This window comes from Methanoculleus methanifontis (genome assembly GCF_030464365.1).
GTDB classification, from domain to species: domain Archaea; phylum Halobacteriota; class Methanomicrobia; order Methanomicrobiales; family Methanoculleaceae; genus Methanoculleus; species Methanoculleus methanifontis.
In genome coordinates this window covers 102,040-124,853 of record NZ_VCYI01000009.1, presented here as the reverse complement: position 1 = coordinate 124,853, position 22,814 = coordinate 102,040, and the positions used below count along the sequence as shown (strand labels likewise).

Here is a 22,814-nt window from a genome sequence, read left to right as displayed (position 1 = left end):
CGTTCTCCTGATCGGAAAGATAATCTTCGATTAACGCTAAGGGATCCATGGCCCTGTTTCTCCTTTGTCCAAATCTAGGTTGGATCCAGGGCCAATTCAATTTTACAGAACTTTCGTTACGCTACCCTTTATTCCAGTGCTGGAAAAACAGGGTGCATGGAACCACTTGAGGGCGAACAGCATAGACAACTGCTCAATATTGGAACTCAACGGGTAATTGGGAAAATTCTCCTCCTCCAAGATCTCTATGGACACGTAAGACTATTGGAACGGGAAAACCAGAACCCTGACCAGATGACTCTTGCGCGGGTTGTACTGAAACAGGTATCTGAAAACGTGTGCAAAGACTTAGAGGAGTTATTCGAGCGTTATCAAGATCCAATCTTCCGAAAAGCACGGAATGCCATCGGCAGTGCTGGCACATCCCTTGACGACGGAAACTATGTTGCAGGACTAAAAGCAACGCACGAGGGTTTTGAGGATCTAACTAAAATGGTTGAAAAGAAAGTGTTCAACTATTGATTTGCTGGATCTCCATTTCATTGCCGATCTCAAAAATTGTCTGATCCTCGTCGATGTAGAATGAAAATTCCTCTGTATCTTTTTTTGGACTTGCTGGTGTAAATACCGGTTTTCCACCACGCATCGTGGTAGCTAAGCCAGACGGTTTGGCAGAATAATATGTCTTGATCACAATCGGCGATTGTATCCCCCATGCGCCCAAGTGTGGCAGTATCTGTGCTTTGATTCTCTCTGGTGTCATCATGCCTTCGCCTCGCTTGTTTGCCGAGCGCTTAGCCCGTACTTTAGAGCCCTCTCGTTCAGCGTAGTAAATTGACCACTTCAAGCGTGCTCTCCCCATGAAATCCCTCCTTACTCAATATAATTTCTCCATCTGGAGCGCTCCTTGATTTGTCCTCCAACCGACACTTGAGGATTGACATGGTCGCTAGTAATACTGCCGGATGTAAGCGTAAGCCCGGTCGAAGAGTTCCTGGTCGGTATGGAGTTTGTACTTGAGGAGGGTGCGCCGGAGTTCCTTCTGTACCAGCCGTTCGCCCTGCGAGGTATGCTGCCAGTCGGGGAAACGCACTTTCTTCACGATCTCGTCGATGTCGGTCACGATTCGCTCGACGATGATATGGGTGCCTTTGTTCTTTGCCTCGTTGAAGAGCTCGGTGAGCGCTTCTTTAGCCCTGTCGCGTTCTTCCTCCGGATCGGTCTCCCGCTCGGCCTCGACGACGTCTCTCGCCACCTCGAGGATGGCTTTGAGGAACTCCAGGCTGGTGAGGAAGCCCTGCTCGTGGCGTTCCCTGACCTTTTCCAGTCGCTCGCCCAGTGCGATGAACGTCGGATTTGCCACATGCCTGCGCAGCCGGGCGATGAGTTTGATCTCGATCTCGCGGGCTCGCTTCTCCGGCTCGGCGTCGCTCAGGATCTCGTCGAGCACCTGCGCATCCAGCACCAGCGTCTCGACATCGTCCCGCACCGACTGCACGTGGACGTTCTGGTTGATCAACTCGACGGTCTTCGCGCCGAGGGCGTGCCAGAGCAGTCTGCCGTGGCCGCTCGGGGGTCTGACGGATTCGTAGACCTGCGTGAGCCACCTGAAGTCCTTCTCGTACAGCCCAAGCATGGGGTCGGGGGACAGTGCCTCCCAGATGATGCCGAGCACGGAGTAATCAGCCGCAAACCTGTCGCGGACCTCATTGTCGGGCAGGCATTGCTGCGCTTCCATAAGCCCCTCGTAGCCTCCTTTTGTCCGATCTGCTCCCCGGAAGAAGGTGAGGCACTTCTGCACCTGGATGGGCAACGCTTTTCGCAGTTCGTCGATGTTTGTGATGACCTGCTGCACGGCTTTCTCGTCGAAGTCGAGTGCACGGGCCACGTCGTCGAAGATGCCGATGTAGTCCACGATGAGGCCGTGAGTCTTCTTCTGGCCGAAGGTGCGGTTTGTCCGGCAGATGGCCTGCAGGAGGTTATGGTCCTTCATCGGTTTGTCGAGATACATCGCCTGCAGGATCGGCGCATCGAAACCGGTCAACAACTTGCTGGTGACGATGATGAACTTGAGCGGGTCCGCCGGATCGCGGAAGCGGTCGAGCAGTTTCTCTTCGGCGTCCTTGTCGCGGGCATGGACTTTCCATTCGGACGGATCACCGGACTGGCTGATCATCACGATGGCGCTTGCTTCAGGATCGATCAACTCGTCCATCACCTGTTTGTAGAGCACGCAGCACTCGCGGTCGAAGGTCACCACCTGCGCCTTGAAACCGTTCGGTTCCACCTTGGTCTGGTAGTGCCTGACGATGTGGTTCACCACGGCACGGACACGTTCGGGGTTCTTCACGAGCACTGCCATCTTCGCTGCCCGTTTGGCGAGGTCGTCGCGGTCTTGCTCGCTCAAGGAGCCGGTGATCTCCTGGTAGGCTTCGTCGATCGCCGCCTTATCGACCTGTAACTTCACCTCCGGGGCCTCGAAGTGCAGCGGCAGGGTGGCGCGGTCGCGGATGGACTCCTGGAACGAGTAACGGCTCATGTAGCCCTTCTCGTCTTCATCGGCGCCGAATGCCCAGAACGTGTTGCGGTCGGCCCGGTTGATGGGCGTCCCGGTGAGCCCGAAGAGGAACGCGTTCGGCAGCGCCTCGCGCATCTTGCGGCCGAGATCCCCCTCCTGGGTGCGGTGCGCCTCATCGACCATCACGATGATGTTGGAGCGTTCGTTCAGCCTTCCGTCGGCCTCGGCGAACTTGTGGATGGTGGTGATGAGCACTTTCCGGACGTCCTGTGCGAGGAGGGTCTGCAGTTCCTGCCGTGTGGCGACGCCGACCATGTTCGGCACGTCCGCGGCGTTGAAGGTGGCGGTGATCTGGGTGTCGAGGTCGATGCGGTCGACGACGATCATCACCGTGGGGTTGCCGAGTATCTGGTGCAGGCGGAGTTTCTGCGCGGCAAAGACCATGAGCAGTGATTTGCCGCTACCCTGGAAGTGCCAGATGAGCCCTTTCTTCGGGTAGCCTTTGACGACCCGTTCGACGATCTGGTTGGCGGTGATGAACTGCTGGTACCGGGCGACGATCTTGATCCTCCGGTGCCTCTTGTCGGTGGCAAAGAGGGTGAAGTACTGCAGAAGGTCGAGCACAATCTCCGGCTGGAGCATGCTCTCGACCGCCCGGCGCACATCGGCAAGCGTTCCCTCCGGTTCGTTCTCCTCCGTCCGCCACGGCCCCCACAGGTCGATCGGCATTCTGAGCGAGCCGTAACGGTAGACCCTGCCCTCGGTGGCGAAGGAGAAGACGTTGGGGACGAACATGGCCGGCACCTGCTTTTCGTAGATCTCGTTGATCTGGTACGCACCGTCAAACCAGGTCACGGCGCTCCGGGTGGGAGTCTTTGCCTCGCCGATGACCAGCGGCAGTCCGTTGACGACGAAGACGACGTCGAACCGCTTCTCTACCGGGCCGATCTGGTAGGTCCACTGGTTGGTGACGACGAGGTGGTTGCTGCCCGGGTTATCGGCGTCGACGAGCCGCACCGGGACGTGCTCGCCGTTCTTCCCGAAGGGCATGGTCTTCTCGCCCCGGAGCCAGGCCATGAAGTTCTCGTTCGCCCGCACGAGGCCGTCGGCCTGCACGGCGAGGAGGATGGCGCGGAGGTTGTAGATGACCTCGTCGGCCCGGTCGGGCTCGGCAGCGATCTCGGGGTTCAATCGGATGAGCGCGTCCCGGAGCCACGACTCCACCATCACGTCGCCGGACCGGCGCGGGATCTGGACGGGGGGCAGGTAGTCCCAGCGGGCCGGGCGGAGGTCGCCGCCGAGGGACGCGGCCCGGCCGGGAAGAGGTTCCCGGACGACCGGCCGCTCGCTCGCTCGCTTTCGGGTGACGGCATTGAGGATCATCTGCTCGACGGTGCTCGCTTCGGTGAAGGTCATTCCAGCACCTCCCAGTGCCCGCCGCGGGCCGGGCCGACGCGGCGAAGCCGCCCCTCCCTGCGCAGGTTGGCGATCTGTTTTTCGACCGCCCTTTGTGTGATCTCAAGCCTTTCTGCGACTACTCTTGCCGCCAGGTCGGGTTCGGCCTTCAGGAGTTCAAGGATTTTCTCCGAACTTTTCTCCGAACTTTTCTCCGAACTTTTCTCCGAACTTTTCTCCGAACTTTTCTCCGAACTTTTCTCCGAACCTTTCTCCTCCTTTCGGTGAACTGTGACGGTGAAGAGGCAGCCGTCCCGGTCGTCGGCAAAGTCGATCTCGGCCCAGTCTTCGAGAGCACGTTTGATGCCGGAGCCGAGGCCGCGGTACGGCAACAGCCCCTTTGCGACGTAGGATGCCAGGATCGGGTTCCTGATATTCGAGTTGCCGGCCCGGATCTTTTCCACCGTCAGGTTGTTCGGGAGATGGCCGGGGCTGATGATCTCGATGCGGTTATCGAAGACGAAAAGCCGGATAGGTGCACTGACCAGATAGTCCCGGTGCACCAGAGCATTGACCAGGAGTTCCTCAAAGACAACCGGCGGGATCTCCGGAACCCCCGGGGCATTTACCCCTTTACCAGCCTGGATCTTCCGCAGGTTACGCATGATAAAGGCCATGGCGCCCTCGAAGAGCTCAGGAAATGTCCCGGAAAAATCCTCGGTGTCGAGGTATTCGCTTACGTGGATGGCATTGCCGGGATAGCGGATGGCCTTGATGATGAACTGGGGTTTGATCCACTCGGGCTTCTCAGCAAAGAGGAGCACCCCGGCCAGATTCAGCATCCCGTTATCCGCGGCAAGATTCATGTTCTGCAGGAGCGTTAGCAGTTCTTCAGGCGAATCCGGGTAGGGCTGGTTGTAGGTGTCCCGCAGAAAGTCCCGGAAGCGCAGCCTGTCCAGTTTGTCGATGCCTGCTCTGGTCGGCAGCTCGTCGGCATGGAAGATATCGACGCTCTGGAAGAGGCGGCGGAGTTCCTCCCTGGAGTTCACCCGCCGTTTGTCGGCCCCGTTTTTGAACCAGATCACACCGTTCCTATCGAAGTATGGCTTATCCTGTCCCTTCGGAACGGTGAGTACGATAACAACGCGATCTTCATCCACCTGAACATTCTCGGTCTGCACCGTCAGCGGGCTCTTCACGTGCTGAGAGGCTGCGTTGCTGATGAGCTGGTTGATCCGGCTCACATCCATGCGTGACAGACCGGGTACGGAACCGTCATCAGCCACGCCGAGAAAGAGCGTGCCTCCATCGGCGTTGGCAAACGCCGCCATCTCCGCAGCAAGGGCATCGGCATTGTTGACGTCGCGCTTGAACTGGCGGCGGCTGTCTTCGCCGGCAGCGAGCAGAACCTGGAGGGTATCAGGGATCATGGGGGTGCCTCGCTGTGGGTTGTATTACCCCGCCTATCAGGTCAATCACAGAATAACCCTCCTCTGGCTTCCCGTTCGGCAGTATGTTCATGCGAGCCCGGCCTAGAGTTCCCATGAAGTACGAGTATATTGAGTGGGCGCGCGGGCAGACGTGGAGCAAATACGCTGGCTGCTATCTGTGCGGCAAACGTAGCCTGAACGCGCGTCTCAAAAATAACTACGCCGCAACCAGAGGAGATTGGATTGCTGATCTTTTTTGCCCGCGGCCTCATTCAAACGTTTATTGCACGTTACAATGGATTACAGTTACTATTTAATTTTATATCCATTTGACTGCTTATGACGGATTCACCACATAATAAGTGACCATGTGAGATCGTCCCAAAAAGATCCATGAACACCTGGTGTGCCCAGATTTGGACACTTATATTCATAGAATATGTCGTCTGAACCATATTGTAGGTTAAGATGGTGAAACGGCTTTCCATTAGGTGTCACCACGCGGGGGGAGGATCTGGGAGGGGTGTCCCTCTCCTGGCAAAGGCGTTTTAGGATGACCTCACGGAGAGGCGGTTCTAGCGCAAGATGATAACTCATCTGGTCACTGCTGGGTGATGGGGCCTATGAATATCTACTCGTCAATGTTTGATCTGGTGAGATTCATCCCTATATTTCATTTATGATCGTGGATTGGAACGCAGAAAGGTGAGCTACTCGCTGCTGTATCGTGTCGATTGCGATCGTGAACTGTTTAATTCGTTTCTTAACCTCCTGTTGCTTTGTTGTACTTGGGATCCAGAATGGTGCAGAGCAAAGGGTTGCTTGTGAGATATTCTTTGCATCGGTTCCATTTGCTGAACGCTCGATGAACTGCCGATATGGCTTACTGTGTAATCCCTGGAGGAGAAATTCTTTGTCAATGATAGTTTCGTCTGGAACGAGTTGGAGTGTCTTGTCACACAACATCAACCCGGTTCGTGTCTTTTCAACAAGACATGCGCGACCAATCCCTGAGAGGTTTGCATTGCACCGTGTTACAAGGATCATTCCTTGTTTAACTTCCAGTGAAGGGATGAAGTCCGCTCTATCGAGTAATGATTTGTTTTCATCCTCGCGATAAACCCCATCGCCCACTGCGCTCACCTTTAGAACTCCAAAGCCGTCGTTTGATACGGGATTGCTTGATGATCTCGGGCTTTTCCCAGCCACAATGCCTGCCAATGCAGAACCAAGATTCTTTAGATTATCGGGTTTGTCTGTGGTATCTATCTTCAGTTCCTCGTCAAAATATGCGTTTTTCGCAGTAAAGAGATCGTTTTGCAGTCGTATCGTTAATTGGTGTGTCTCATCCACCGCCCACAACACCTCCGCGATACGCCGCTGCTGGTCGAGCGGCGGGAGGCCGAACTCGAACTCCGCGAGGTGCTTCCAACTGGTTCGGGGAGAGAGCGAGCCGGCTGAGGTCTCGACTGCATACTGGAAGAACCGCTCGGAGAGGCAGACGAACGGCAAAAGCTCCGGTATCAGTTGCTCATCCTTGGGCGCAAGTACGTAAATGTCGCCGGAGACCACTGCGTCGAACTCGGCCACGGCAACTTTTCGCTGGTATGCCCGGCGCTTGCCGAAGAGCACCTGCCCCGGTCGGCAGCGGCGGGTGAAGGTGGTGCCGTCCGCCACGTTGCCCCAGGTGTGGATATGCAGCGAGCCGGGTTCGAGGTGTTCAAGGCCGATAAACCGCTCGATACCTGCTCCCGCAGGGTCCCGCTCGGTCTCGTTCAGATTCGCGACGATATCGCCGAACCGAACCCGTTTCCACCCCCTCCGGTCGAATATCGGAAGCCCCGTCCAGTCCGGATTTGGCCGGAGGTCGCCGGGAGCCGGGCGGGCACCGATCATGAGCGGCCTCCTTCACGCACGGAGCGCCCTTTCCCGGTGAGGCGGTAGCGTTGCTTGCTGCTGAGAGGCCTGTCCGGAATGGTCATCTCAATCAGGCCTTCCTGGATGGCCGGCCGCAGATAGGCCTTCCTGAAGTGCTCGCTGTTCCTCAGGCCGAGAACTTCCTGAAGCTCCCGGCGCGACATCTCACCATCAAGAACCCCGATGACCTGCATGACTTCCGTGGTGACTTCCGTGGTGACTTCCGTGGTGACTTCCGTGGTGACTTCCGTGGTGACTTCCGTGGTAACTTCCGTGGTAACTTCCGGGCCAAAGAATGTCAGGGTAACGCCGCGGTCATCCTCCGACCACCTCGGCAGAGGCAGGCCACGTTCGGCGCAGGCTTTCCGGATCATCACGCTGCCGCGCCCCATCTTCTCCATCAGTCCTCGCAGGTACAGCACGTGGGCGATGTCAGGATTGCGGAGCACCGAGATGTGTCCCGATAAGAGGCTATCGGGGGTCACCCCTTCGGGGAATCTGCCGGCGTTCCAGATCTCCAGGCGGTTTGAGTACACATAGACGGCAATCCCCCCGGAGAAGTCACTGTAGTCGCGGTGGGCAAAGGCGTTGACCAGACCTTCCCGGATAGCGGCCGGAGGATAGAGCGGTTCATCCCGGCGTTCAAGATTGTTCTCTCCAAATCGTGATATTGTTGGAGTGTTCCTCTGAATAAAGTCGTATACGCTTTCCAGAACCGGCACCAGCGGCCCCTCGAAGGATTTCATGTCTCGGTAAGTATCATCTGCCCTCCCCGTCGAGAAGCAGGCCGCGCGGACGCGGACTTGCGGGTAGCGCATCGCAGGGTTGGCTCCGAAGAGCACATCGCCGCCGTTGGTCAGGCGGCCATACCTGGAGACGGCAAGATCTTCGAGAACCATAACCGGATCGCTGCCGTTGCGAAACCGGAACCGCCCCGATCTCTTCACTGCCATCACCACGGAACGGACCTCGTCCCTATCCAGGTCCTCGTTCATATCCACGGGAGAGAAACGCCGCTCCCATCGCTCAGGTTCCACCTGTTTGCGGAGCACCATGTCACGGATGGTTTCGACATCCGCTTTCCGGGTGGCCTGGCCTTCACGGAGATAAATGGTGTTCTCAAACGCGTACGGCAGATCCTTGCCGGCCGGCACCTCGATAACGAGCAGTGTCTTTCCCTCGACCACCTGTACCTGAACAGAGACCAGTGCCCCGGGAGAAAGCCCTTGCTGGAGTCCCTGTTCAAGGCTCTTTGCCAACTCGGTGGCTCTATCGATACCGGTGAGTTCACCTCTCTCATCCACGCCGCAGACAATATAGCCGCCGGAAGTGTTCAGAAAGCCGCAAACCGCCTGGCCGACGAGTTCAAGATCTCTACAATCAGATATGAATTCGACGCTTTGTCTCTCTCCAAGCGACAGCGATTCTATGACGGCTCTGGTCTTCATGAACTGCCCCTCCTCCCCTGAACTGTCCTGGAGACACTGGCGCTATCCCGGAAATTTTCCTCAACAAACGCCTCAACGTCCTGGTAACGTGAGAATTGTGCAGTCGCAAAGAGGGCCGCATCGTCGCCGGACCTGAACTCCTGAACCCAGTTGCCCTGCCGTTTCCGCAGAGGCTTCTCGGAAAGAATGGCTTCTTCGTACATATCGATGACGCGAAGATCGTTCAAGATCCAGTTCTTCTCCAGAGAAAGTCCTCCCCGGCCTGCCTTTCCTTCATAGCCAAGGTGTTTCAGCAATAGTCTGGCAAAGACCACATGATCATGGACAAGGAGCCAGCGCGGTTTGTTCAGTGCGACGGCTCTCTTCAATTCCTGATGCGTAATGGATAGTCCGTCCCCATCCCTCCCACTTCCATAGTGGGGGGTGATCAGCCCGAGAAACAGATCGCAGTTTTCTGTCGCTGCTATACAGTTCTCAAAAGCGGAACGGTTAGAGAAAACCGGAACAGTCCCCTTGTGGGACATCCAGACCTCATAACCGAATGCAGTTAAAAGCGTATAAATTCGATCAAGGAGTTCTTCGATGCCATAGACTGTGGAAGAAACCATTACTGTGAGTTTCTTATTGTCCCTCATCTTCTCCTCCCGGAACGCCTGGCTCTTTCTCATATTCTGTAGAGAGAATTACGTATAAGGCCTTTCGGGCAATGCGTGAACTCTCCAACCACGCTGACAGCGCATCGGGAAGAGATGCTCCCCTATACTCTGCCGGCTCTTCACAGACCATGCCTGCCGGCTGTGCGACGTAGAGCGGGATGCTCAGGTTCCCGTCGTGAGCCCGGATCTCCGGGAGCGTCGCCACGTGTGCAAACCCCGGCTCGTCCGAAAACGCCCGGTACGGCCCGGCGATCCTCTCGATGTGCTCGTCGGTGAGGAAACTCTGCGCCCTCTCGCGGGTAACCTCGTTAACAGCATTGACGAAGAGGATCCTGCCCCGCCGCTCTTCTGGCTTTCTCGTCCGGCAGATGACCACGCAAGCCTCCATCGGCGAGTTGTAGAAGAGATTCGGCCCGAGGCCCAGCACGCACTCGATCAGGTCGGCCTCGATCAACTTCCGCCGCATCTCCGCCTCCTCCTGCCGGAAGAGGACGCCGTGGGGGAAGAGGATGGCACACCGGCCGGTCTCTTCGTCCATGCTCGCCAGGATGTGCTGCCAGAAAGCGTAGTCGGCCCGGCCCTGCGGCGGCGTGCCGAAGATGTTCCGTCCCCAGGGGTCGGCGGCGAAGGCAGACCTGTCCCACTGCTTGATGGAGTAGGGCGGATTTGCCAGCACCACATCGAACCGCTGCAGGCGGTCGCCTTCCACGAATTTGGGTGCGGAGAGGGTGTCGCCACGCACGATCTGGAAATCCTCGATGCCGTGGAGGAAGCAGTTCATCCGGGCGATGGAGGAGGTCATCAGGTTGCGCTCCTGCCCGTAAAGGCGGACGTTACGCCACTCCAGCCCCCGGCGGCGGAGGTGGGCGATGGCGGAGAGGAGCATGCCCCCCGAGCCACAGGTCGGGTCGTAGATGGTCTCGCCCGGCCGCGGCTCCAGCAGCTCGGTCATGAGGTGGACGACGGTGCGGTTGGTGTAGAACTCGGCTGCGGTATGGCCGGAGTCGTCGGCGAACTTCTTGATGAGGTACTCGTAGCCGTTCCCGAGTTCGTCCTCGGGAAGGTTCGCAATGGTGAGATCGAGCGAGGAGAAGTGCTCGATGAGGTCGCGGAGCATGGCGTCGGAGAGGCGGTCCTTGTTCGTCCACTGCGCATCGCCGAAGATCCCATAGAGTTTATCCGGGTTCGCGGTCTCGATCGCCCGCATGCCGGCCTGGAGAACCTGTCCGACGTCCCGCGCAGCCTTTCGCACCTCGCGCCAGTGGGCTTCGGGCGGGATCTGGAACCGGTGGTTCTCGGGGAACGCGGCGAAATCGGCATCGCCGCCTGACTCAGCAAGTGCTGTCTCTGTCTCTTCGTCGTAGACATCGGAGAGGCGCTTGTAGAAGAGCAACGGCATGATAAATTGCTTGTAGTCGCCGGCATCGATGGTGCCCCGGAGGAGCACCGCCGCTCCCCAGAGATAGGATTCGAGCTGCTGCTGCGTGATGCGGGCGGTCACGGCGTCTCCCTCCTGGTAAGGAGTATGAGTTCGGCTATGGGTCCTGCCATACAGGCACGTAGCACCTCAACTTGGTCCCCACTTAGTCCCCACTTGATCCTCATGCGAGAAGGCCCTCCCGCTTCAGGATAGCGATAAGCCTCTCCTCCGCCGCAAACGCCGCCTCCGCACTCTCGCGGAGTTGCTGCAGCGCCTCTTCGACGGTCGGCACTTCCTCCTCGATCTTCGGCTCGACGTAACGGGGGATATTCAGGTTGTAGTCGTTCGACGCGATCTCCTCAAACGTCACCACCCGGGCAACACCCTCGACGTTCGCGAAATCCCGATACCACCCGTAAATGCGGTCGACATGCTCGGGGAGCAACTCGTTCTGGGCGCGGCCGGTTCTGTACTCCTTCGAAGCGTCGATGATGAGCACCTTCTTCTTCCGGTCGTCGCTTTTGCGCTGGCGGAAGACGAGGATGCAGGCGGCGAGGCCGGTGCCGTAGAAGAGGTTTGGACCCAGGCCGATCACCGCTTCGAGCAGGTCCATGCCGAGAATCTTCTTGCGGATGGCACCTTCTTTTCCCATGCGAAAGAGCACTCCGTGCGGCAGCACAACCGCCATACGGCCGGTCTTGGGTGCCATCGACCTGATCATGTGCTGCACCCAGGCGTAGTCGCCGCTTTTCGCCGGCGGCATTCCGGCGAAGTTGCGGCCGAAAGGATCGCTTGCCCAGACCTCCTCGCCCCATTTCTCAAGCGAAAAGGGGGGGTTGGCGATAACGCAATCGAAGGTCGCGAGATTGTCGCCCGAGAAGAACGCCGGGCGGCGGAGGGTATCGTCACGTACGATCTGAAAATCCTCCGCGCCATGCAAGAAGAGATTCATTCTGGCGATGGCCGAGGTGGTGAGGTTCCTCTCCTGGCCGAAGAGTTTGCCCCAGAGCGTCCGGTCGTCGCCATGAGCCTCGCGCACATGGTGGACGGCTTCGAGCAGCATGCCGCCTGTCCCGCAGGCCGGGTCGTAGATCGCCTCGCCCTCGTGCGGGTCAAGAATGTTGACCATCAACCGCACCACCGCCCGCGGGGTGTAGAATTCTCCTGCTTTCTTGTTCGTGAGGTCGGCAAACTTTTTGATGAGGTACTCGTAGGACTGGCCGAGGATATCGGCCTCGGCGGCCTCGTTTCCGAGGTTAATCCGGGAGAAATGTTCGATGAGGTCACGGAGCAGAGCGTCGGAGAGGCGATCTTTATTCGTCCATTGCGCATCACCGAAGATGCCGTAGAGCGTATCCGGATTCGCCGTCTCAATGCAGCGCATTGCTTTCCGCAGGGCCTGCCCGACGTTTGTCGTCACCTGGCGGACATCGTTCCAATGGCACTCATGAGGGATCTGGAACCGGTAGTTCTGCGGGAACCGGGCATACTCTTCATCGCCCCCGGATTCGGCGAGAGCTGCCCGATACTCCTCGTCATGGACATCGGAGATCCGTTTGAAGAAGAGCAGCGGGAAGATATATGTCTTGAAGTCGGCCGCGTCGACAGGTCCACGCAGGATATTGGCGGCTTCCCAGAGGTGCGATTTTAGTTGAGCAAGGGATGTTGTCGTGGTGTCCATTGTTTGACCTCAAGAGGAGCTGTGCAAGGACTGCGGGGGGAAGGTGGGCTATCTCTCTGCAGATTCGATCCAATCTTTCTTCTCCAGTCTTTGCAACGTGTTAAGTATCAATTTTGGATCGGGACTATATTAACTTACCATTTTCTATATTCGGGTATCTCTTGATTTTTCCCAATTCTGAATTTATATGAGGTTCTTTCGTTTAATGGTTGATGGTAAATCGAGCAGTTGTAATCCGGGATTTTAGTCAGGATCTGACATCCCCGCATATTCCTCGCACCATCCGTGCGAGGTTTCTGAAGGCAGCGTGTGCCTCTAAGACTAATGGCGGTAGAATTCGATTTGTAAATCTCCAACCCGTTGTTGGAGAATAGATGTGCCCCTGGTACATTGTCGTAACTTTCGGGACGGAGTTCGACGAGGTGCAGCACCAACGAACTGCACACGTAATTTATTATACTTCTTTTATACATGTGCCCCCATGGCTCCAACATACCGTGATGCAACCATCAACTCCGTCGAAGCGACTGCCACGGTCAGCGGCAGCACGGGCGGCGGCCGCGACGAGAAGGGCAACGTGTACTTCTTCCCGGACGTCTCGGTGAGCATCGGCTACTGGTTCGACAACGAAGGAGTTCCGTCTTCGGACTGGGATACGCACTTCAAAGCGCAGTTGTGGATCAACGGCGAGCAGGTCGGCAAGAAGCAGGACCTCTCCGCCGGCGGCCCGCAGACCTACACGTTCTTCGCGCACAAGTTCCCGGCGCCGGGCACCTACAAGGTGGAGGTTCGCGGGAAGAACTCGAAGTCGATCGACGTTACGATCAAGAATCCCCCGGTGCAGGAGAAGAAGGCGGCGCAGTGATGGGGGGATAAACTCACATTTCTCACCTACCCGATATCTCGCACAGGTTGTGCGAGTTTTTCAGGGCGGCGTATGCCCCAAAGACAACACTCCATACGCCGGAGACCATCGATGCCAGAATCTCCTCCTGTAGATCTCCAACCACCGGTTGGAGAATTGGCGCATTCCCGGGTATCGTCGGTCCCCAATACCGTTACACCATCACGTTAGTGCAATGGACCGTTGCACAATCTCTCGTTTGACCCGGTGGATCCAACAGACCCGGCCTGAAAAGCACCGGTGCCGGGGCCTGCCGTGCCGGCACCACCTTCGGGAGAGGATACCGCGATGACCGGGGCCGATGCTCTCGCGGCGAACAATAGATTAAAGCAATCCGCGAGCGTAAGAGGAGATACAGCAGGAGCGTTGTGCACATGAAAACCCGCACCGAAGTCCTCGAGATCCTTCGCTCCCTGAAGGCCGAACTCAGAGAGCGCTATCACGTCGAGAGCATCGCTCTCTTCGGATCGTATGCCCGTGAAGAACAGGGGGAGGGCAGCGATATCGACGTACTTGTCGAGTTCGGTTCCGGTGCGGATCTCTTCGACTTCGTCGGGCTGTCACAGTACCTCGAAGAAAAACTCGGGTCCGGCGTGGACGTCGTCCCGGCGGCGGCACTCCGCCCGGAGATCCGGAGATCGGTTACCCGGGACCTCCTTGTTGCATGAGATCGAGCAGGAGCGTGGGCGGTAACTTCGGGCTGGCGCTGCCTGACACGCGAACGACGCGATACCCGTTCTATTGATAAACATATCAACCTCCCCCTCCATACTCGCTATGGAGATTCGATGCCCGCGATACGAATAAGCGAAGGGAGCGAGCTGGCCCAGCAGCCGGAACCCTTCAAGAATGAATACGAACTGCAGGAGATCCTTGCCGAGCACCCGGTGCTCCTCGTCGACCGGGGCGATTCCGCGCTCGTCACGATCTGCCGGGAGTTGCCGTTTGAGAACGGATTCGCCGATATCGTTCTCGTCGACAGCAATGGGCAGCCGGTCCTCGTCGAGGTGAAACTGGCCCGGAACGAAGAGTCGCGGCGCGAAATGATCGGCCGGCTCTGCGACAACCTCTCTGCAATGGGCGGACTTTCGCCCGACGAGGTGAACGAGAGGTCTGCAGGCCTTCTCGAAGAAACACTCCAGTCCATGGCCGGTGCCGAGGGGGAAGAGAACCCAGAGGCCCGGCTCGCCCTGGTGAAGAGCAACGTTGCATCGTATCTGAGAGCCGGGCAGGTTCGGGGCATCATCGTCCTCGACGCTGCCCCGGACGACCTTATCCGGGAGTTCAGTTACCTCAACGAACACAGCGATCTCGATCTCCGGCTGCTGGTGGTCGAGCGCTACCGGCTCGGCAGGCACGAGTACTTCTACCACTCCCGCTTCCTGGTATCGGGAGAGGTCGATCCGGAGATAAAGGGGCAGAGGTTACGGCTTCGCCTGATCGCCGAGAAGTTCTCGAAGATGAAGCCGCCCATATTCTCAACGCACGCGACCCAAGAGAGCGTCCGCGTATACCGCGAAGGGTGGCCGAGAACGGTGCATTACGGGTTCACCGACTGGGGGGATTCAATAAGTATCGAGATTCAGGTCAACCACAAGGAGTACCCGACGACCGCAGGCTTCCTCCCCAGACTCCGCGAGCACCTCGCCACGGCCATCCCGGAGACGCAGAGGGTCGAGCTGGTTACCGATCCTTCCGGGTGGACGAGGCTTCTGTTCTTCTTCGGGGAAGAGATCGACCCGTACTGGATTGCCCAATCGATGGTGCGCCTCTGCAGGACCGAGAAAGACATCTCCACCCTGCTGCAGGAAAGGAACGGATAGAGGCTGGTCGCCACCCCCGCCACCTCGATCAACGCCATCGAACATCCCGTGGGCGTTCACGTTCGTACACGGCGGGTATTGTCGGGGTTCAAGCGCCGTGTCCGCTGGATCGTTTTGTCTCCTCGATGCCGCCCCTGTTATCCAACCCCTACCTTAATCCCTCCCCTATCCGACTCTATCTCATGAATCTCCGCAAAATCCCGCTCCTCACCGCCCTGCTCCTCCTCGCCGCGGCCGCTGCATCCGGCTGCATGAGCCAGGAGACGGTGATCTCCGGCGACATGAAGGCGGAGGTGCTTGCATACGCGGACCCGATCGCCGACAACGTCATGCAGGGCTTCAACGAGGGCAACTACACGATGTACTCCCGCGATTTCGGCGCGGAGATGAGACAGGCCCTGGACGAAGCCGTGTTCGAGCAGAACCACGAAGACGTTACGTCCCGGATCGGGCTCTATGAATCCAGGAGCGATCCCGTCGTCACAGAGGCCGGCGAGTACATCGCCGTGACCTACCGGGCAGTGTTCGAGCAGGAAGACGGCGTTGCTCTCCGGTTCGTCTTCCAGAAGGGCGACGAGTCGCACCGGCTCCACGGCCTCTGGTTCAACTCGCCGAAGCTGCGCAGTTGAGGCAGTTTAAATCTGTCCGGCGGGAACGTATCGGTCGGCCCCGCAGCCACCTGCCATATCGGGAGAACGTTGTTCACGCTCTCTTGGGGTCGAACCTTTCCCTCCCCACCGGGGTGAGGAGTGTATCGCACCGGCACCTCTCCCTCACCCTTTATCTCCTCATCGGACTACTCACGACGGTTCATGTGCAGAGACCACTTCCTCCGTGGATACGGGGATCTTCTCCTGGCAGCTGCGATCTTCATTGTTGCGGCCGTGGTATTCCGCCCACTCCTCGACGTGATAGCCCTATCCATGACATTCGCCGTGGTCGCGATGCCGCTCAAAAGAAGGCTGAACCGCAGGTTCGGGCCCCCTCTCGCCGCCATGGCAACGACAATCACGGCTTTTGCTCTTCTCCTGATCCTGGGGCTCTTCGTCGCCGGTATACTCTACCAGAACATCGATTACTTCAGGGATACGGTGGCACGTCTTGCCTCGGTCTTCGGCGAGATTCAGGCCGGCGGTTTCGAGTTCCTGCCCTTTATCCAACCGGAAACCATTTGGAGAGGGCTGGACGCAGGGCTGGCCGGAGGCCTTGAGTATCTGGCCGCGCAGGTATTTGCGGTTCCGGGCTTCTTTCTCCGTGCCGCAACATTCTTTCTGGTCCTCTATCTGGCCCTGCTCTTCGGAGAGAGGGTCTATGCCGAGATTCGGCAGAGACTGCCGGATCGGCTTGACTACGCCGTCGGAGAGATCTCGGCACGCTCGGTGGATACGCTCTACGCTATCTACATCGTCGAGGTCATCGTCGCCGTAATCACGTTCTTCATCGCCATTCCGTTCTTCTACTTCATGGGGTACGATCGCACCCTCTTCTTCGCCTTCATTACAGGTGTCTTCCAGCTGGTGCCTATTATAGGCCCTTCGTTCATCATGGTCCTCTTTTCCCTCCTTGCCGTGCTCGAGGGCGATATTATCCGTGCCGTACTCCTCATCGCCGTCGGGTATCCCGTCGTCGCCGCCTTTCCCGACGCCTACATCCGTCCCGTCCTGATGGGCGGGCACACCGGGATCAGCCCGGTCATCCTCTGGATCGGGATCTTCGGCGGCCTGTACGTGATGGGGATCTTCGGCTTTGTCTTCGGGCCGCTGATCCTGACCTGGGTTATAACGGTCTACCGGATCCTCATCGAGGGGAGAGAACCTGTCGGCCGGTAAATTGCCGGTATTTTGTGTGGCGAGAATCTATTCTCACCGTACATGCCAGGGGGTGCAGGGAAGGAGATCGCCCTCTCGTTCTACCGATGAAAAAAGAGAGGGCATGTCAGGCGGGCACCTGCTCCTTCTTCTCCCGGTCCCAGTGGCGGTGCCGGGCGATGGCCGTCTTGAACTGCTCGACAAACGAGTTCACGTCCCCCTGGCTCCCGCAGGTCACGACCCCCATCTCGGAGACGGCCTCCCCTCCGGTGCCGGCATCGACGAAGGCCACGCCCTTGATGTCGGAGGCCTTTAAAAGTTCGATTCCCTCTCCCATCGCCCCGATCGGTTTGCAGTGCTTGAAGGCCTCGTTGACGAAGTTGACTGCGAAGCCCTGGTTCTTCAGGGTCTCCGCATGCATCCCGCCGGGATATACACGGCGTCGTACACGACCGAGGTGGTGGTGACGTAGCTCTTGTCTACCTCCATCTCCTTGCCGTCGGCGGACTTGACCGTGCCGTGGAACTGCGAGACGATCTGTGGGTGAGCTCCGGCATCTTTGAGCGCTTTCTTGACCTGTATCACCTCGTCGTGGTTGTAGCCCTCCATCGCGAGGATTGCGACCTTCCGGCTCTTGATCGTGTCCATGACGGTCCTCTCCTGGCTGAGGTTCGGAGACTTCTTCGTGCCGGAGGATGCGCCCTTCTCCGCCGGTGGCGGCACCCCGATCCCTTCCGCGATCTGTATCGCGAGATCGCCGTCGACGTTGTTCATGAGGTCAACCACCCTCTTCCTGACCCCGAAGTCCGAGACTTTCCCGAGTTCGAAGTGGAAGGCTTTGACGATATGCTCCTTCTCCGCGTCCGACATGCTGTTCCAGAAGAGCTTCGCCTGGCTGAAGTGGTCGTTGAACTTCTCGCTCCGTGCACGGATCTTCTTGCCCTCGATCTTCTCCTGGTAGTGGACGAAGCCGCCCTCCTCCACCCGGGCCGGCCGGGGCTTGTTCCCGCCGAGCGCGTTCGGGAAGTAGCTGCTCTCGCCCATGTTGATCGTCATCCGGTTGTAGCCTTCCCGCTGGTTGTTCGCGGCGGGCGCGAGCGTCCGGTTGATCGGGATCTCCTGGAAGTTCGGGCCGCCGAGGCGTATCAGCTGGGTGTCCAGGTACGAGAAGAGCCGGCCCTGGAGGAGCGGGTCGTTCGAGAGGTCGATCCCCGGCACGACGTTCGCCGGGCAGAAAGCGACCTGCTCGGTCTCCGCGAAGAAGTTGTCCGGGTTTTTGTTCAGGGTCATCTTCCCGATCCACCGGATCGGCACCTCCTCCTCGGGCCAGATCTTCGTCGCGTCCAGGATATCGAAGTCGAAGTTGTGCTCGTCCGCCTCCTCAATCATCTGAACCCCGAACTCGAACTCCGGGTAGTCCCCCATCTCGATCGCCTCCCAGAGGTCGCGGCGATTGAAGTCCGGGTCCTTTCCGGCAATCTTCTGCGTCTCGTCCCAGACGAGCGAGTGGACGCCGAGCAGCGGCCGCCAGTGGAACTTGACGAACCGCGCCTTCCCTTCAGCGTTGACGAACCGGAAGGTGTTGACCCCGAACCCCTCCATCATCCGGTAGCTCCGCGGGAGCGCACGGTCCGAGAGGACCCACATGATCATGTGCGTGATCTCGGGCAGGTTCCCGACAAAGTCCCAGAAGGTGTCGTGGGCGGCCGAAGCCTGCGGCATCTGGTGGTGCTGCTCCGGTTTGATGGCGTGAACGAGGTCGGGGAACTTGATGGCGTCCACGATGAAGAAGATCGGCATGTTGTTGCCGACGAGGTCGTAGTTCCCTTCCTCCGTGTAGAACTTCGTCGCGAACCCCCGGACATCCCTGACCGTATCAGCGGAGCCGCGGAATCCGACGACGGTCGAGAACCGGACGAAGACCGGTGTCTTCTTCCCCGGATCCTGGAGGAACGCTGCTCTCGTATACTCGGTCATCGGTTCGTAGACCTGGAAGTAGCCGTGAGCGCCCGAACCCCGGGCATGGACAACCCGCTCGGGGATCCGCTCGTGGTCGAAATGCGTCAGTTTCTCGCGGAAGTGAAAGTCTTCAAGGAGCGTCGGCCCCCGCTCTCCCGCTTTCAGCGCATCATCGGTATGGCTGACCCGAAGCCCCTGGTTCGTCGTCAGGTACTCCTGCTCCGGGTCCTGGCGGAACCCGTCGAGCTGCTCCTGCTTGCTCTTCTCACCTATCTTTCTCTTCTCATCCATACTCTCACCTGCAACCCTCGCGCCCCGGCCGGTCATGCACCCCTGCTCTTCCCGGGGGGGCGTGCCCCCACATCCCGGTCGGGTCTGATAAATGTAACTGCGCGGCGCGGGCGGGCTCGTAGAACGGCCATCTCCGCCAAATACACATTGAAAACAGATATTCAGGGGATCGGGCCTCCCCGATTACGCCCCTTCCCGTGGCTCCTCGCGGCGGACGGGGCAGAGCGTGTCTTCGGCCCAGAGGTCGCCGGTATCGGCAAACGCCCGGATCCTGCACCCCCCACCGCAACGGTCGCGGTAGGAGCATCGCCCGCAGGAGCCCCCGACCAGATCCTTCTTTCTCCGGAAGTCGGCGAGGATCCGGTTCTCCGGGTCGTTCCAGATGGTGCTGAACGGCTTCTCCCTGATGTTCCCCACCTTGAGCTCGTCCATCTGGGCGAACTGGCAGGGGTAGACGGCACCAGAAGGATCGATGTTTGCGACACGGTCCCCCGCGCTGCACCCGACGCCGGAGCGTGCGAGGAGCGTGCACATGCTCTCGTATCGAGGGAGATCCTCCTCCTGCAGTTTCTTGAGCAGGTATATGGTGTCCTGGGGTGCGTCGACCGTGAGGAACTCCATGACCCCCGGGTCGACGTCGTGCGCTTTTTCGAAGAGCAGGTCGAGCAGATCGGCAACCTCACGGGATCGAAGTTGAAGGCCATCGTAGCCCTCCCCTCCCCGGCCGCTCGGGACCAGCCAGTAGACGCAGAACCGTTCTGCCCCGACTTCCAGCGAGAGGTCGATGAGGGCGGGGATCTCGGTGCGGTTCTCCCGTGTTGCGGTCACCCGGACGCCGCACTTCAGCCCGGCAGCCTTGCAGTTTTCGAGCGCCGAGACGGCCAGGTCAAAGCTCCCCGGGACGTTTCGTATGCGGTCGTGGGTCCGTGCGGTCGCGCCGTCGAGCGAGACCCCCGCATACTCCACCCCGAGATCGCGGAGCCGCCGTGCAACGGCGGGCGTGATCAGCGTGCCGTTGGTGCTCAGGGCGGTGGTAAGGCCGCGATCCTTCGCGTGTCCGGCAAGATCCCAGAAGTCCTCCCGGACCAACGGCTCGCCGCCGGAGAAGAGCAGGAGGGGGACCCGCATCGCTGCAAGGTCGTCGATCAGGCCGAGTCCCTCTTCTGTCGTCAGCTCGTTCTCCCGCCGCTCTCCCGGTCCTGCCCGGATGTAGCAGTGGGAGCAGAGGAGGTTGCACCGGTTCGTGATGTTCCAGAAGACGACCGGCCGGCGGAGTTCTGAGAACGCGAGGATGCCGCTCGGTGTCTTACCGGCCGCACGGTGCCGGAGCACCTCGCTGACCGTGCCGCCTGCGTGCAGGTATCTGGTGATCCGGTTCATCGCCCACGCTCCGGCCCTGCCGCAGGGTCGATCCGGCCGCTCGGCCGCCGCTTGAACTCTTCGGTGCTGAAGAGAACCCGGTAGTCGGCGGCACCGGTCGCCCGGGAGAGGGCCGCGACCCTGCGGAGCGCGTCCTCGCGGTCACGGCAGTGGAGCACGGTATAGAGATTGTACTCCCAGCGTCCGGGGACGGTGCGGCGCTCGTAGCAGTGGGTCACGTCGGGGCTCTCCGCCATCGCGGCTCCGACCTCGGCGATGCGATCCGGAGGGACGCTCCAGACCACCATGGCGTTCGCCATGAGATCGGCCCTCCGGGGGTTGATCCTCGTCCCGAACCGGCGGACGACGCCGATCTGCCCAAGCCTTCGCAGCCGTGCGACGACCTCCTCCTCGCTGATCCGGAGCCGCTCTGCTACGGAGAGAAACGGCCTCTCCTCAAGCCCGATGCCGTCCTGTGTCAATATGAGTAGATCTCTATCGATCTCGTCCATCATCGTCTTCCTCTGCTAAAAACCGGAACCGGACGTCGAGTTTGAACCTCCGCACTATCGGGAGGTTCAGGACGCCCCTGGGAGGGATCATCGATCGCCGCATGATCTCCTCGAGTATCCTCTGAAGTTCCTCTTCTCCCATAGCGGCGACGGTGAACCAGAGGTTGTATTCGCCGTCGCGGCGGTAGTTGTGCGACACACCGTCGTACTCGTTCACGATCCCCGCGACCTTGTGCATCCGCTCCTCCGGCACCCGCATCGCAACGAGCGTGGAAGCGCGGATGCCGAGGCTTCCGGGTTCGAGGATCGGCGCGATGTGCCTGATCACCCCCCGGCGGGAGAGATCTGCCAGCCGCTCCAGCACCTCCTGCTCCGGCATCCCGAGCGCTTCGCCGATGACCCGGTACGGCCGGGGCTCGAGGGGAAAGTCGTCCTGCACCCGCTGGAGGAGCACCCGGTCGAGCGGGTCGAGGCGCACTCACCGCACCCCCGGCTCATAGAGGCACCAGGGGTCCTCTGCCAGGTGATCGCCGGCCTGTGAATTCCCTTCCGTGAGTCCGTATGCCCGGGCGCGGCACCCGCCGCAGGCAACGCGGTACTCGCACGCGCCGCATTTGCCCGTCAGGCCCTCGCCGGACCGGAGGGCCGCAAAGACCTGCGACCCCCTCCAGATCTCCGCAAACGAAGTTTCCCGGATGTTCCCAAGACCCAGCGGAAGGTAGGGGCAGGGTGTGACCTCGCCCGTCGGGTCAATCCTGCAGTAGCGGATGCCCGCGATGCACCCCCGTTCTCCCTCGGCTATAGGTAGCCCCATCTCGGACGCGATCCGCACGTACTGCGGGGCGCACGTCGGGCGGATGGAGAGACCCTTCTCCGCCCTCAGCCGGAGGATTCGGCGTATCAGGGACTCATACATCTCCGGGGAGATGTCGACGACCTCCTTTCCCCTCCCTGTGGGGACGAGGAAGAAGAACTGGAAGTCGTGCACCCCGAGGCTCTCGCCGAGATCCGCGATAGCTTCCAGCTCGCGGTGGTTCTGCAGGGTCACCGTTGTATGCACCTGGACGGGGATGCCGGCATCCCTGCAGGCCTCGATGCCCGCGACGGCACGCTCCCAGGCACCCGTCACCCCCCTGAACCGGTCGTGCGTATCCGGATCCGCCGAGTCGAGACTTATCGCCGCTTTCCGGATGCCCGCCCCGGCGAGCCTCCCTGCGGTGCGGTCGCCGATCAGGGTTCCGTTCGTCCCGATAGCCATTCTGAGCCCGCGAGAACTCCCGTATTTGGCAATCTCAAAGATATCGTCCCGCAGCAGGGGTTCTCCCCCGCTGAGGATCAGCACCGGGGAGTCGGTCTGCGCAACCTGGTCGATGAGCATCTTCGCTTCATCGGTGGTGAGTTCCGGGGCCCCTCCCCCGTCTCCGGAATCCATGTAGCAGTGGGCGCACCGCAGGTTGCACCGGTAGGTGACGTTCCATGATATGAGGGTGGGTTCGCTCTTCGCGCCGTCCCCGATACTGTTCCGCATCAACCGATCACCAGTCTCATACGCTCCCCCGAAGAGAGGAGTGGGTATACCCGGACAACCCTATATCAAAGTATCGCAGTTCCCGGCAAAATGAAGAAATTTCAGGGTATCCCGCCCGTGGCGGCACCTTTCCTTTCCCTTCCGGCGTTCGTTCACGTCGCCAGA

The 22,814-nt window shown here is 59.5% G+C and carries 18 protein-coding genes and 1 pseudogene; 6 read left to right on the top strand and 13 right to left on the bottom strand.

What is annotated here, in order from left to right:
- Positions 1 to 156: 156 nt before the first annotated feature.
- Positions 157 to 522, top strand: coding sequence for a hypothetical protein (locus FGW20_RS08240; RefSeq protein WP_301677605.1), 366 nt, complete (start codon positions 157 to 159; stop codon positions 520 to 522).
- Here the strand turns inward: FGW20_RS08240 and FGW20_RS08235 are convergent.
- The 8 genes from FGW20_RS08235 to FGW20_RS08200 all read right to left on the bottom strand — a co-directional run bounded on the left by FGW20_RS08235 (position 512) and on the right by FGW20_RS08200 (position 12,465).
- Complete coding sequence (locus FGW20_RS08235) at positions 512 to 847, bottom strand: hypothetical protein (RefSeq protein WP_301677604.1); 336 nt, start codon at positions 845 to 847, stop codon at positions 512 to 514. The genes FGW20_RS08240 and FGW20_RS08235 overlap by 11 nt on opposite strands.
- 102 nt (positions 848 to 949) lie before the next feature.
- Positions 950 to 3,934 carry a type I restriction endonuclease subunit R gene (locus FGW20_RS08230; protein WP_301677603.1) on the bottom strand — a complete coding sequence of 995 codons (2,985 nt, stop codon included), beginning with the start codon at positions 3,932 to 3,934 and terminating at the stop codon, positions 950 to 952.
- A complete protein-coding gene (locus FGW20_RS08225; protein WP_301677602.1) occupies positions 3,931 to 5,343 on the bottom strand; it encodes an RNA-binding domain-containing protein in 1,413 nt (470 codons plus the stop codon). Before FGW20_RS08225 ends, FGW20_RS08230 begins: the two co-directional genes overlap by 4 nt.
- Before the next feature lie 666 nt (positions 5,344 to 6,009).
- On the bottom strand, positions 6,010 to 7,239 hold the full coding sequence (locus FGW20_RS08220; RefSeq protein WP_301677601.1) for a restriction endonuclease subunit S: 1,230 nt from the start codon (positions 7,237 to 7,239) through the stop codon (positions 6,010 to 6,012).
- Positions 7,236 to 8,708: a Fic family protein gene (locus FGW20_RS08215; RefSeq protein ID WP_301677600.1), complete on the bottom strand. Its 1,473-nt coding sequence runs from the start codon at positions 8,706 to 8,708 to the stop codon at positions 7,236 to 7,238. The genes FGW20_RS08220 and FGW20_RS08215 overlap by 4 nt, the downstream gene beginning before the upstream one ends.
- The gene (locus tag FGW20_RS08210) at positions 8,705 to 9,376 is read right to left on the bottom strand and encodes a DUF4062 domain-containing protein (protein WP_301677599.1); all 672 of its coding nucleotides are present in this window, start codon (positions 9,374 to 9,376) and stop codon (positions 8,705 to 8,707) included. Before FGW20_RS08210 ends, FGW20_RS08215 begins: the two co-directional genes overlap by 4 nt.
- Positions 9,330 to 10,865 (bottom strand): type I restriction-modification system subunit M, encoded by a 1,536-nt coding sequence (locus FGW20_RS08205; RefSeq protein ID WP_301677598.1) that lies wholly within the window; start codon positions 10,863 to 10,865, stop codon positions 9,330 to 9,332. Before FGW20_RS08205 ends, FGW20_RS08210 begins: the two co-directional genes overlap by 47 nt.
- Before the next feature lie 100 nt (positions 10,866 to 10,965).
- Complete coding sequence (locus tag FGW20_RS08200; RefSeq protein ID WP_301677597.1) at positions 10,966 to 12,465, bottom strand: type I restriction-modification system subunit M; 1,500 nt, start codon at positions 12,463 to 12,465, stop codon at positions 10,966 to 10,968.
- Between the two features lie 481 nt (positions 12,466 to 12,946).
- Here FGW20_RS08200 and FGW20_RS08195 point away from each other — a divergent pair, with 481 nt between their 5' ends.
- From FGW20_RS08195 to FGW20_RS08175, 5 genes are all read left to right on the top strand, one after another.
- Positions 12,947 to 13,330, top strand: coding sequence for a hypothetical protein (locus FGW20_RS08195; RefSeq protein ID WP_301677596.1), 384 nt, complete (start codon positions 12,947 to 12,949; stop codon positions 13,328 to 13,330).
- A 413-nt stretch (positions 13,331 to 13,743) separates the two neighbouring features.
- On the top strand, positions 13,744 to 14,037 hold the full coding sequence (locus tag FGW20_RS08190; protein WP_301677595.1) for a nucleotidyltransferase family protein: 294 nt from the start codon (positions 13,744 to 13,746) through the stop codon (positions 14,035 to 14,037).
- 120 nt (positions 14,038 to 14,157) lie between these two features.
- On the top strand, positions 14,158 to 15,192 hold the full coding sequence (locus FGW20_RS08185; RefSeq protein WP_301677594.1) for a PDDEXK family nuclease: 1,035 nt from the start codon (positions 14,158 to 14,160) through the stop codon (positions 15,190 to 15,192).
- Positions 15,193 to 15,374: 182 nt separating this feature from the next.
- Entirely contained in the window at positions 15,375 to 15,821 is a 447-nt protein-coding gene (locus tag FGW20_RS08180) for a DUF3887 domain-containing protein (protein WP_301677593.1), read from the top strand.
- 183 nt (positions 15,822 to 16,004) lie between these two features.
- Positions 16,005 to 17,021 carry an AI-2E family transporter gene (locus tag FGW20_RS08175; RefSeq protein ID WP_301677592.1) on the top strand — a complete coding sequence of 339 codons (1,017 nt, stop codon included), beginning with the start codon at positions 16,005 to 16,007 and terminating at the stop codon, positions 17,019 to 17,021.
- 106 nt (positions 17,022 to 17,127) lie between these two features.
- On the opposite strand, the pseudogene FGW20_RS08170 reads toward FGW20_RS08175, so the two are convergent.
- The 5 genes and pseudogenes from FGW20_RS08170 to FGW20_RS08150 form a co-directional block, all read right to left on the bottom strand.
- Positions 17,128 to 19,250 (bottom strand): annotated as a pseudogene (locus FGW20_RS08170) (catalase).
- A gap of 183 nt (positions 19,251 to 19,433) precedes the next feature.
- Positions 19,434 to 20,630, bottom strand: coding sequence for a radical SAM/SPASM domain-containing protein (locus FGW20_RS08165; RefSeq protein WP_301677591.1), 1,197 nt, complete (start codon positions 20,628 to 20,630; stop codon positions 19,434 to 19,436).
- Positions 20,627 to 21,124, bottom strand: coding sequence for a siroheme decarboxylase subunit beta (ahbB, locus tag FGW20_RS08160; protein WP_301677590.1), 498 nt, complete (start codon positions 21,122 to 21,124; stop codon positions 20,627 to 20,629). The genes FGW20_RS08165 and ahbB overlap by 4 nt, the downstream gene beginning before the upstream one ends.
- The gene (gene ahbA, locus FGW20_RS08155) at positions 21,105 to 21,599 is read right to left on the bottom strand and encodes a siroheme decarboxylase subunit alpha (protein WP_301677589.1); all 495 of its coding nucleotides are present in this window, start codon (positions 21,597 to 21,599) and stop codon (positions 21,105 to 21,107) included. Before ahbA ends, ahbB begins: the two co-directional genes overlap by 20 nt.
- A complete protein-coding gene (locus tag FGW20_RS08150; RefSeq protein WP_301677588.1) occupies positions 21,600 to 22,649 on the bottom strand; it encodes a radical SAM/SPASM domain-containing protein in 1,050 nt (349 codons plus the stop codon).
- Positions 22,650 to 22,814: the final 165 nt, after the last annotated feature.